Genomic DNA, 12,641 nt, shown 5'->3' on the forward strand with positions numbered 1-12,641 from the left:
CACCAACGGTTATCCACCGTGTGATGTTGCTATTAACATACCCCCCCCCCGTTTGAAAAAGTCAAGCCTCAGCCACACATGCCAAACCGAAAAAAATGATGTTATACACAAACTAATCCACAATTAAGGCCACTATTGCCGTAAAATTTGATGATAAACAACACTTAAACCGTAAAAATACGCATTTCAAGGTTTTTGAAGAATTTTCCCAGGTTTTTTTAAGAAAAGGATTTTCGGGTGTGTCGCGTCGCTTGCGAGGCCTAAGCGCTCAGGCAGGTCATGTCGTTCTCGCGTTACAGCGCGCGAACGTCTTCGCCGCATGTAAAGTCCACTGGACTTTACATTTGAGCCAAATCACGCTTTGAATGAGCTTGAAATGCGTTATGCAATTTCAAGTTCAGTCAAAACGCCCATGCAAGTCGATTCGCGACACGCCGCCAGTTTGTACCATACGCAACTCGTATGGTAACGTTTTCGCAAAATAAAAACCATTACCCCACCAATAGTCATATCTTTTCAACGGTGAAAGGAATACTAAAATGTCTACAATCAAACGCGTAGCATACGCAATACTACACAATTACGGAAAAATGAGCCACGAAAGACTAGAACTACTCACATACTACTGTCAAGCACAATACTTATCCACAACAAGCATACAATTATTCCCCAACTCATTCCAAGCATGGAAAAACGGGCCAGTATGCCTAGAACTATTTAACATATGCTACCTAACACAAGACGAAGTAAGCGAAAACAATATTATCTTCAGCCCAATCGAACTATACAAAACATTTAACCGCTCCCAACTACGCGTAGTATACGCTGTTTGCGAAGCGTTAAAAAACTACGCTACACAAGACTTAGCCGCCAGAGCGCGCAGTGAACTACCATGGGTTGACGCTAGAAGAGGCGTTGACACTAACAACGCATGCGATACTGAACTATCACATAAAATCATCCACGACTATTACGCGAAAAACCCTGTAATTGCCGAGGGGCGCGCGAACACAAGAAGTAGAAGCGTTGAAAACGCTATACGCCGTCTAAGAGACGCGCATCTTAAAAAATGCAAGCAAGCAGAAAAAGAAAAACTAGAAGCACAAAATCAAGCTCACGCGGTTAATAATCATTGTAAAGAACTCATAGACGCTGAAAACATGGTCATGCGTAAAATCAGCATGCTAAACGAGTTCAAAAACATGTCGGATAATAATATTAAAACTCGAGCACGCATGATAGCTAGAAGCCTAGGAAAACAATTATGCGAATACGAGAAGAACGAGATTAAACGCCAAAACTGTCAACATAACCTAGAAGCAGTAAAACAACAAAACACGACTCAAAACACGAGTACAAACAGTGCAAACACTGCAAACAACACAAACACTACGACTGGCTCTAGCAGCACTAATGCAGCCAGCAAAAACACTGCAACTAACGCAAACGTAGATAAGACTGGTAAAAAAGCTAAAACCAGCACAAACACTATGACTGGCGAAAAAGCTGCAGCCAGCAAAAAATCCAAAACTGGTGAAAAATCCAAGACTGGTGGAAAAACCAATACTAACGGAAAGAGTGAAGCCAACAGAAAAGACGAAGCTAGCGGAAAAGTCCGCAAAAAACGAAGCTAGTTAACGCATTTTGCGCGACTTTACAGCAATTCATGATATGTTAAACAATAGAACAACAACAAAAAAAAACGCCACTGTTTGAGCAGTGGCGTTATTGCGTTTGTGGAGTCGCGGGGAATTGAACCCCGGTCCGGAAACCGTACCCTCGGTCTTCTACGTGCGTAGTCTGCTGGCCATTCGGCAGTTTTTCTGCCCCCATGTTATCGCAGACAATTCATGGCGAGCATATCTACAGTAAAAGTCCCTGAACTACCCTGCAGCTCGGCAATTCAAGCAAGTCTTCTAATGACGTTTAGCACCACTCCGAAGACGTGAGTGGGTAAACGGAGCAGCTGCTCACTGGTTAATTCTGGCGCGAAGCTCAGGCAGCGAGAGCGAACTCAGTGCGATTAGATTTAGCACTTATTCTTTTGCGAAAGGACGTTTACGAGTGGACTTTCGCATTCTCGGCACGCTTCCCCGCGGCGAACAGATCACCGTCGAAACCGATCGACCCCTTTTGATTTATCAAACTATCATTTAAATACTGGCATAAAGCCAGAATAATCATTATAAATAAACGTTTTAACAGAGTCAACCTGTTTTAGAATATTGATTTATTTCAGAATCACTTAAAGCTCAACTAAAGCTCACCTAAAGATTTATTCCAGAATCACTTACCTTCAGTCTCACCTGTTTTAACACCATCACTATTGCCTTTAGCAAGCTTCTTCGATTTTTCAACAAATCTTCTATTAACAACAAACGCACAAATTGACACAGAAAACACGCAAATAAATATTGTAACGTTTCTAACTCTAGCGTTTCCAAGGCTTTTTACAGCATTAACATGAAGAGCAACAGCAGATTCCGCATCAATAGTGGTCTCTACTTTGCCGCCACTAACGCTCACAGTTTTATTGCAATATTTAGACTCATAAACATTGCAATATTCGCCATCTGGCAAGTCGGTTTTATAACTCACTTTTTGAGGCTTTTCCGTGTTGTTAATCGCAAGAAAACCCTTGTTTCCTCGGCTAAACGCAACGTTATTATCGTCATCATCTTGCCAATTAGCAACCTTAGTGCCCCTAACGGCGTTGTAGAACCCAATCATTCCGCGAATCGAAGTTAGCCTTTGCGTGCATTGCCACTTAGAATCCTTTGCACAACTCACGTCAGGAATCGAAGTCTGCGTAGATCCAGGCGCTCCCTCATCTCGTTTTGTAAACTCATAACCCGAAAACACATTTGGAGTTCCGTACGGGTATGCCAACATAAACGCGTTTGCAAGCTCATATTTTTTGCCATCTTTATACGTCAAAACTCTGCTTGCATTATCTCGCTCAGTATCCCAATTCGTAACGAAAATCGCAGCTTTTTTGCTTGGAATCAGCTTATCTGTAATATGTTTAAGATTCTCAATAGACCCATAAAAATAGTTTCTAAGCCTATAGGAGTACTCAAATTCGTTCACTTCACCAGTTTGCAGATACTGGTCTGGCTGAATTCTAGGGTCTTGCTCTGGGAACCCTATTGTTTCTTGCATCCACCAAATCTTATCTTGCGTTGTGCCAGCAGCCTCTGCAGCCGCAGCTTTTATGCCTTTTACATCTTGCGGAGACATGTGTTTTGCTGCATCAACTCTAAACCCAGCAACTCCAAGCTTTAGCATATGCGTAAAGTACTCTCCCAAAGTTTTTTGCACATGAGGATTAGAAGTGTCTAAATCCAACAGACCAACAAGTCGATGCGTCCAAACGATTTCTGCTTTTCTATACGTGTTTATATCTTCTGTTGACTTGTGAAAATCATCTTTTGTGTACCCTGCATCTGGGAACGATTGATTTGCAGCATCATATTTGCTTCCACCAACGCCAAGTGTGTCTTTGTTTGCAAAACCAGTTGTGTGGTTTATTACTGCATCTGCAATAATTCCAACACCCGAAGCTTTGCAAGTTGTAATCATCTTTTTAAACTCGTCTTCTGTGCCGAGTTTTGAATTTAGCTTATAGCTTACAGGTTGATAACTTGTCCACCATTGATCGCCCTTAATATGATCTTGCGGAGGTGAAACTTGCACGTATTTTACGCCCTCTGGGCCGTACGTTTTTTTGCATTCCTTGGCTATGCTTTTCCAATTTTGCTGGAATGCTGTTACGATTACGCCTTTTTCTGTAATTTTTTGAGATGATTTTACGCCAGCACTTGCAATCGCTGGGCTGCTTGCGACTACTGCTCCCGCCAAAATAGTAGCAGCACAAGATGTTATAGCCGCAACTCTTGCCAACACAAACTTTAACTTTACAAGCGCCTTTTTATTGAAGCTCGTAAATACTTCTATGCCGTGGATCATCGTTGTTCCTTTCTGCAAGAATTGCGGCTTTGCTTTGTTCTTACTTCACTCCTTATATATAGGACTATATTAGGACTATATTAGGCTCATCTATTCCCATTCTTCTTTTCCAAACGTACGATATATCCCAAACCATTCAAAATACTATGTTCTATTTTTTCTAATCTCACTAAATCCATCTAATTATAGGACGTTTTCAAATTTTTAGTCCCGTCTCAGTCCCAGTATCGGAGAATTTTTTTAAAATAAAACTTCTTTACTCAAACCTTTATCACTCCAAGAAAGTTTATATGCGTTCTTATTATGGTTAGATTTAATAACATTGATCTCGTAATTATCCCAAATAACTGCTACTTGATTCTCTATTGCTATAGCATCTGCTATCTGTCCAGAATAGAATTCATCAAAACCTACTCTTTCTGGCTCATCATAATGAGGACAATGTAAATAAGGAATAATGCCTAAGCCTTTAACCCATTTATGTTTTGGGTTTTCTACATCTTCTATAAATTCACTATCACTATGACCTGCAATAAACCAACATATAGAGCCTGCACTTAAGCCTGAGAGTATCTTTCCGCTTTTATAAGCTTTAATTAGTGCCTTATCTACAGAATATTTTCTCCAAACTTGCATCATATAAGCAGTATTTCCACCACCAACATAAATTATGTCTGCATTTTCTATCTTTTGATTAACCTCTTCCTTGTTTACTTTTGCGTTAGATAAATACAATGTATCAGTTTTACATCCCAAGCTCTCATATAAATTACTTATGGTTTCTATATAAGCATCAGCATCTTTACTCGCTGTAGGAATAAATAAAAAATGCGGGTTTTCTTTATTTGATGACTCAACAATAAATTTATCTATATCGTACGTTTGATTTTGATATACTTCTCCTCCTCCAATTGCTATAATCATAAATTTCCTCCTATGTTTAAAATCTGTTTCTTTAGTAAAAATCTTAAAATCCTTATATTTAAATAACTAACCAAATCCCCAATATAACAATTAAGATTTTCAAAAATTCTTATATAACATCCGTACTTACAACTTTAATACTACATAGCTTTGCAAATTAAATAAGGTAATTCCTACGCTAATCCTACATCTTCTTTCCACACTCTTTTTCTCAAGTAGCTTCCAAGTTTTTCTTCAATCAAATGTCATAGTATAAATTCTTTCTTACCTACCATATTTGTCTATCATACAATGATTCTATATAATTATAGGGATTCATTTCTTCATCAATCACACTAATTTTACACTCTAGAGTTGATCCATTTTCATTCATATAACTATGTCGAACCGCTGTACAATAACCAAATTCTTTTTTATTATATAAATTTTCCTCAATTACAACTAAATTACTCACAGCAGGATCTTTCTTCAAACCTGGGTAAATAATAAATTCCCTTCCTTCTCTAAGCATATTAGAAAAATTAGATTTAATAGAGATAACATTTTCTTCCCCTACTACTCCAATCTTTATCCCTTTAAATGCCATAGCTAAAAAGTCCGTGCTAATATCGATTATAGTTTTAATAGAATATAAAAGATAGAAAAACCTCAACACCCCTCTGCTATCTCGCTGAGAATATGGTTCATTATAACCTCGTAAATCTTTTAAACTGTTAGGGACATTTTTATATCCAGATTTATCAATATCGTTACCTACTGCATATAATAATTGGATTATTTGCTCAACCCCTATCTCATTTAATAGAGATTCATATTTAATTATTTCTTTCTCATAAATTCGTCTAAGATTACTTCTCTTCCAATAATTGAAGACGTCCTTAAAAATTTCTGTGTCTATGATGGTCGAAACATCTAAATCAGTCGAGTATGGAAGTTTAAAGTTGTATTTAGATGTTGGACTTAGTGCTACTTTTAAGTTTTCAGGTAAATTTCCTATCGATTTTAAACTTTGCTCATAAAAGTATTTCATAACATTATGTAACTGTTTGAATATTTCAAGCTCTTTTTGATTTAACGGGGTAACAGATCGTAGAAAATTATCTTTCGAATCAGTTTGTTTACTTAATTCATTCATTATTAATACAATATAAAAATCAGATTCATTTCGTATCCCTTGGAGAAGCAAAGATTGATTCGAAAAATATTCCCCAGTCTCCTTCATTTTTGAAATTTGTTCTTGAAGATCTTTAGAGAGATTTAGACTTGTAATATCTTGACATAGTTTAAACATATATTCTAGATAAGTACTCATCAATGTAACCTCCTCAAATTTAATTCCGCTTCAATTAGTTCTCTTATATCTTCTTCACTTAAATTTTTACACTTGTCCTCATTTAAGTCGAAGTGCATGTTATACATATTTTTTTCACCTGTTAATAAATCTAGCATTAAATTTGGAAGCTGTCGTCTAGATACTCTAATAAGCTTCTCTACAAAATTTCTTTCTCCACTATTATCTCTTTCTACAAATGGATTCCAAAATTCTGGGTTATATCTACATAACATTCCCAGCATAAATAACAACATTAAGAATAATGAAAAATATGGAAAAGAAATTTGTTTACCATCTTTCGTATAACCAGCAAGAAAAAAACTTTCTCCCATGGTTGTTACTTCATGTAGCTTCTGACCATGAATTTTCTTTCTAATAATCAATTCATTATTTCTATTTTTTTCGAAAGGAAAATAACTTTTACTAAAGTCTGGAATTGATTTTAATAGGGTCGTTACTTGTGTCTCATTAAAAATATCTAGATTAACTCTATACTGAACTTCATTATCTAATATAATTTCTTTTATTGGTATCGCATGAATATTCTCTTGTCCATAAAGATCTGAAAAGTCATTTGATAACTCAACAATCGAACCAGCAATTTCTTCAAAAGACCATTCGATATTAGATGAGAATTCTTGTTTATAAGGATTATACTCATTTATAAATATTGATAATCCACCAGTTTTATTATCATTGATATTTAATGTTACGTCTCCAATTTTATCTATTCCTGAAAGTTTTCTTAACTTCATTCCATGATTTGTAATTTTTAATAATTTACCATATACTAGACACAGAGTTCCATGAATCAGATTAGTAGAACCATAATATATTAATAAAGGAGAAACTTGTAAACTAGACTTTCTTGAAAGACTAAAATATTCATAAGCTTGTGATAAAGATCCAGAGATTATATTTATTAAATCATCTGATGGCTGGCTATTATGATTTTTACTGAAATATTTTTTTATATTTTCTGGGTAAGTATATTTTAATAAATTCTCCCAAATTTCAACTTCTGGTTGTTCTGAATAAATTCTTTTTATTTTCATTATTTTCCATCATTTTTATCAAACATTAACCTCAAGTTATTACATATTATTATATCAGATAAAATCTTTATTTCATTTAAAAAGTGTTGTATCTCTACTAAACCTTAGTTTAATTACTAGTCTTTTTTATGATAGGACTATTACAAAGTCCATTTTCATCCTTTAAAAAATAATAAATAAGCTTTTATGAAATTAAACTTTCATAAAATAAAATATTGTACTAGATTTCCAGACAAAACTGCAACTTTAGTATCATTATCCTCTCGTGTTTTCATAAATTGAATTTGGGCAGTAGATGGGTAGCATTTGAATGAAGATACCAAAATTTTTTAATCAATTTTTTCACTTTTAGTTGTATAGTCTATTGCCAAATTTAGAGTTGATTTTATAGGATGTATTTTTGTAATTGCTGTACTAATCACTAGATCTTTCTTTTGATCTATTAAGAAGTATGGAATGAATCTGCCATATTTCTTTTGATAATTTTTCTATTTTTTCTCTAATATAATCAATATCTTTCTTATAAATTACTCCCGTTGTATTGGTTACTTTTGCAATCTGGTTTATGTTATTTGTTACATTTGAAAGTAGCCATTGGAGATTTCTAAATAAATTAATCCTCATAATATGTACGCAAAAAGACCGCAGCCTAAAGACTACGGTCTAATTTTTTGTTCAAATCTAAACCACTTGGAACTATTATTTAGTTTATTCTTTTTTACTTCCAGTACCATTTGAGTACCAGTAGCCATTTTTCATTCTCTTTATAGCTTGTAATTAAGCCATTTCAGAAAATTTTGCGATTATTCCCACTCGATTGTTGCTGGTGGTTTAGATGTAACGTCTAACACAACGCGATTAATCTGACGGCATTCGTTTGTGATTCGAGTAGAAATCTTTGCCAATACATCGTAAGGAACTCGCGACCAATCAGCGGTCATAGCATCCTCAGAGCTTACTGGTCGAAGCACAATCGGAGAACCGTATGTGCGCTCGTCTCCTTGAACTCCAACAGAGTGAACATCTGCCAAAAGAACAACTGGGCATTGCCAAATATCGCGATCTAATCCAGCTGCAGAAAGCTCTTCGCGCGCAATAGCGTCTGCCTCTCTAAGCACAGCTAAACGCTCGCGAGTAATCTCGCCAACAATGCGAATTCCCAAACCAGGACCTGGGAACGGCTGACGCCACACAATAGCATCTGGAAGTCCAAGCTCCGTACCAATTGCGCGAACCTCATCCTTAAACAGCGTGCGCAAAGGCTCAATAAGCTTAAACTTTAAGTCCTTTGGTAAGCCACCAACATTGTGATGCGACTTAATATTTGCAGCACCGTCTCCGCCGCCAGACTCAACAACATCTGGGTAAAGCGTGCCTTGTACAAGGAACTTAACTTCTGCTCCAGTTTTATCAGCTTCTTCAATAACTTGACGCTGAGCTTTTTCAAATGTGCGAATAAACTTTTCTCCAATAATCTTGCGCTTACGCTCTGGCTCACTCACACCTTTAAGCGCATCTAAAAAGTCATCGTCTGCATCTACTGCAATAAGCTTGATTCCAGTTGCCTCAACGAAATCATGCTTAACTTGTTCGACTTCGCCTTTACGAAGAAGACCATGATCAACAAAAACGCAAGTAAGCTGATCTCCGATTGCTTTGTGCACAAGAGCCGCAGCAACAGCGGAATCAACTCCTCCAGAAAGTCCGCAAATAACTTGTGCATCTCCAACTTCGGCGCGAATCTTTGCAACCTGATCTTCTATAATGCTCGAAGGATTCCAATCATTTTCCAATCCTGCACATTCATGCAAGAATGTAGAAATAAGCTTTTGGCCTAAAGGCGTATGCTTGACTTCTGGATGCCATTGCACTCCGTAAAGCTTGCGACTTTTATCTTGCATAGCTGCAACTGGAGCGCCTTGAGTGTGCGCAAGCACCTCAAATCCTTCTGGCGCACTCTTAACTGCCACTCCGTGGCTCATCCAAGTGTTTTGCTCTAATGGAGAATTTGCAAGCAATCCTTCTGCTTCATCAACAGTTGCATGCGTTTTTCCATATTCACCCAATGCAGCTTTGTCTACAACGCCGCCAAGCTCGTGAGCCATAACTTGGAATCCGTAGCAAATTCCAAGCACTGGAACGCCTGCTTCAAAAATCTTTGTGTCAATTTTTGGCGCTCCTGGCTCATAAACAGAGGCAGGTCCGCCAGAAAGAATTATGGCTTTTGGATCTTTTGCCAGCATCTCCTCTACTGGCATGGAGTGTGGAACAAGCTCCGAATAAACGTTTGCTTCCCTCACTCTTCTAGCGATTAGCTGGGCATATTGGGCACCGAAGTCAACTACAAGTACCGGACCGTTTGCCATGATTCTCCTTATATATAAGAAACACATTTATAGGTGATTCAATTTATACTAATGGCGCTTTTAGACGTTGCGTTGTGCGAAACGCCGTAACTTAACAAATTATAAAAATTGTAAAAATAAACAACCTTGACATAACAAGAAAGTGAACATCAAACATAACATAATTGATACTTTTAAGGTGATTTTTGTTAACACTTTAACACATTTTTTCAACAAATTCGCACGTAGTAACTAATCAAACGCACAAAAGTCAAAAGCTGTTACTATACTGAAAAAGATGGAAAAAGAGGCGAATACATTTGTTTTTTGGCCTCTATAACCAAATGGTAATGATTAAAATCGCACTGAAAAGTGCTTGAGTACAGGAGTACACATGACGAGTCCTGTTATTGGCACCCCTTGGAAGAAGCTTAACACTCCAGTTTCCGAGGCGGCCATCGAAGGCGTAGACAAGTATTGGCGCGTTGCTAATTACCTCGCTATCGGTCAGATTTATCTTCGCAGCAATCCTCTAATGAAGGAGCCATTCACTCGCGAAGATGTTAAGCATCGTCTAGTCGGCCACTGGGGTACAACTCCAGGCCTTAACTTCCTTATTGGACACATCAACCGCTTTATTGCTGATCACCAGCAGAACACCGTGATTATCATGGGTCCAGGCCACGGCGGCCCAGCTGGTACTGCTCAGTCTTATCTTGACGGTACCTACACTGAGTACTATCCAAAGATCACCAAGGACGAAGCTGGTTTGCAGAAGTTCTTCCGCCAGTTCTCTTACCCAGGCGGTATTCCTTCTCACTTCGCTCCAGAGACCCCAGGCTCCATCCACGAAGGTGGCGAGCTTGGTTACGCTCTCTCCCACGCTTATGGCGCTGTTATGAACAACCCAAGCTTGTTCGTTCCAGCAATCGTTGGTGATGGCGAAGCTGAAACTGGTCCTTTGGCTACTGGTTGGCAGTCCAACAAGCTTGTGAACCCACGTACCGATGGTATTGTGCTTCCAATCTTGCATTTGAACGGCTACAAGATTGCTAACCCAACCATTCTTTCCCGTATTTCCGACGAAGAGCTTCACGAGTTCTTCCACGGCATGGGTTACGAACCATATGAGTTCGTTGCTGGCTTCGATGATGAGGATCACCTTTCCATTCACCGTCGCTTTGCCGATATGTTTGAAACCATCTTCGATGAGATTTGCGATATTAAGGCCGAGGCTCAGACTAACGATGTAACTCGCCCTTACTACCCAATGATTATCTTCCGCACTCCAAAGGGTTGGACTTGCCCGAAGTTCATCGACGGCAAGAAGACCGAAGGTTCTTGGCGTGCACACCAAGTTCCACTGGCTTCCGCTCGCGATACCGAAGCTCACTTCGAGGTTTTGAAGAACTGGATGAAGTCCTACAAGCCTGAAGAGCTCTTCGACGAAAAGGGTGCTGTTAAGGAAGACGTTCTTTCCTTCATGCCAAAGGGCGAACTCCGTATTGGCGAAAATCCAAACGCCAATGGTGGTCGTATTCGCGAAGATCTTAAGCTTCCAAAGCTTGAGGATTACGAAGTCAAGGAAGTTAAGGAATTCGGTCACGGCTGGGGTCAGCTCGAAGCTACCCGTCGTCTTGGTGTTTACACTCGTGACATCATCAAGAACAACCCAGATTCCTTCCGTATCTTCGGCCCAGATGAGACCGCTTCCAACCGTTTGCAGGCTGCTTACGAAGTAACCAACAAGCAGTGGGACGCAGGCTACCTTTCTGGCTTAGTTGACGAGCACATGGCTGTTACCGGCCAGGTTACCGAGCAGCTTTCCGAGCACCAGATGGAAGGCTTCCTCGAGGGCTACTTGCTCACTGGTCGTCACGGCATTTGGAGCTCTTACGAGTCCTTCGTACACGTTATTGACTCCATGTTGAACCAGCACGCAAAGTGGCTTGAGGCTACAGTTCGCGAGATCCCATGGCGTAAGCCAATCTCCTCTGTGAACTTGCTTGTATCCTCCCACGTATGGCGTCAGGATCACAACGGCTTCTCGCACCAGGATCCAGGCGTAACCTCCGTGCTCTTGAACAAGACCTTCAACAACGATCACGTAATCGGCATCTACTTCCCAGTGGATTCCAACATGTTGCTTGCTGTTGCAGAGAAGGCTTACAAGTCCACCAACATGATTAACGCCATCTTCGCTGGTAAGCAGCCAGCTGCTACTTGGTTGACTCTCGACGAAGCTCGTGAAGAGCTCGAGAAGGGTGCTGCTGAGTGGAAGTGGGCTTCCAACGCTAAGAACAATGACGAAGTTCAGGTTGTTCTTGCTGGTGTTGGCGATGTTCCACAGCAGGAATTGATGGCCGCTGCCGACAAGTTGAACAAGCTTGGCGTTAAGTTCAAGGTTGTTAACGTTGTTGACTTGCTCAAGTTGCAGTCCGCCAAGGAAAACAACGAAGCTTTGACTGACGAAGAGTTCACTGATCTCTTCACTGCAGACAAGCCAGTCCTCTTCGCTTATCACTCCTATGCACATGACGTTCGCGGCTTGATTTACGATCGTCCAAACCACGACAACTTCAACGTTCATGGCTACAAGGAGCAGGGCTCCACCACCACGCCATACGATATGGTTCGCGTGAACGACATGGATCGTTACGAGCTTACTGCTGAAGCATTGCGCATGGTTGACGCCGCTAAGTATGCCGACGAAATCAAGAAGCTCGAGGACTTCCGCCTCGAAGCCTTCCAGTATGCAGTCGACAAGGGTCTTGATCACCCAGACTACACCGATTGGGTATGGCCAGGCGTTAAAACCGACAAGCCAGGCGCTGTCACCGCTACCGCTGCAACCGCTGGCGATAACGAGTAGTTTTAAGCTATCAACGCTAAAATTGCTTAGCTGATTTTTAGGGAGTCAATCGAAAGGTTGGCTCCCTAAAAAATTAGTCGCACAAAAAAATTAATAATAAAACACATAAAAATCAAAATTTCCGCTTGTTGTTTTGCAAATAG

8 protein-coding genes and 1 other RNA gene are annotated in these 12,641 nt (G+C 39.5%); 2 read left to right on the forward strand and 7 right to left on the reverse strand.

Going from position 1 to position 12,641, the window contains the following annotated elements:
* Positions 1-539 precede the first annotated feature (539 nt).
* Positions 540-1,634: a Panacea domain-containing protein gene (locus tag NYP65_RS02370; protein ID WP_473410551.1), complete on the forward strand. Its 1,095-nt coding sequence runs from the start codon at positions 540-542 to the stop codon at positions 1,632-1,634.
* A gap of 100 nt (positions 1,635-1,734) precedes the next feature.
* On the opposite strand, the gene ssrA is transcribed toward NYP65_RS02370, so the two are convergent.
* The 7 genes from ssrA to guaA form a co-directional block, all read right to left on the reverse strand.
* Positions 1,735-2,131: a transfer-messenger RNA gene (gene ssrA / locus NYP65_RS02375) on the reverse strand.
* 155 nt (positions 2,132-2,286) lie between these two features.
* Positions 2,287-3,969 carry an alpha-amylase gene (locus tag NYP65_RS02380; protein ID WP_004132506.1) on the reverse strand — a complete coding sequence of 561 codons (1,683 nt, stop codon included), beginning with the start codon at positions 3,967-3,969 and terminating at the stop codon, positions 2,287-2,289.
* A gap of 240 nt (positions 3,970-4,209) precedes the next feature.
* The gene (locus NYP65_RS02385; RefSeq protein ID WP_004132507.1) at positions 4,210-4,893 is read right to left on the reverse strand and encodes a Type 1 glutamine amidotransferase-like domain-containing protein; all 684 of its coding nucleotides are present in this window, start codon (positions 4,891-4,893) and stop codon (positions 4,210-4,212) included.
* Positions 4,894-5,161: 268 nt separating this feature from the next.
* Positions 5,162-6,205, reverse strand: a complete 1,044-nt coding sequence (locus tag NYP65_RS02390) for a hypothetical protein (RefSeq protein WP_004132508.1) — start codon at positions 6,203-6,205, stop codon at positions 5,162-5,164.
* Positions 6,205-7,281 (reverse strand): YaaC family protein, encoded by a 1,077-nt coding sequence (locus NYP65_RS02395; RefSeq protein WP_004132509.1) that lies wholly within the window; start codon positions 7,279-7,281, stop codon positions 6,205-6,207. The genes NYP65_RS02390 and NYP65_RS02395 overlap by 1 nt, the downstream gene beginning before the upstream one ends.
* A 414-nt stretch (positions 7,282-7,695) precedes the next feature.
* Positions 7,696-7,905 (reverse strand): plasmid mobilization relaxosome protein MobC, encoded by a 210-nt coding sequence (mobC, locus tag NYP65_RS02400; RefSeq protein ID WP_032842998.1) that lies wholly within the window; start codon positions 7,903-7,905, stop codon positions 7,696-7,698.
* Between the two features lie 179 nt (positions 7,906-8,084).
* Positions 8,085-9,647 (reverse strand): glutamine-hydrolyzing GMP synthase, encoded by a 1,563-nt coding sequence (gene guaA, locus NYP65_RS02405; RefSeq protein WP_473410552.1) that lies wholly within the window; start codon positions 9,645-9,647, stop codon positions 8,085-8,087.
* A 373-nt stretch (positions 9,648-10,020) separates the two neighbouring features.
* Here guaA and NYP65_RS02410 point away from each other — a divergent pair, with 373 nt between their 5' ends.
* Complete coding sequence (locus NYP65_RS02410) at positions 10,021-12,498, forward strand: phosphoketolase (protein ID WP_473410553.1); 2,478 nt, start codon at positions 10,021-10,023, stop codon at positions 12,496-12,498.
* Positions 12,499-12,641: the final 143 nt, after the last annotated feature.

This window comes from Gardnerella sp. c12Ub_1 (assembly GCF_055804375.1).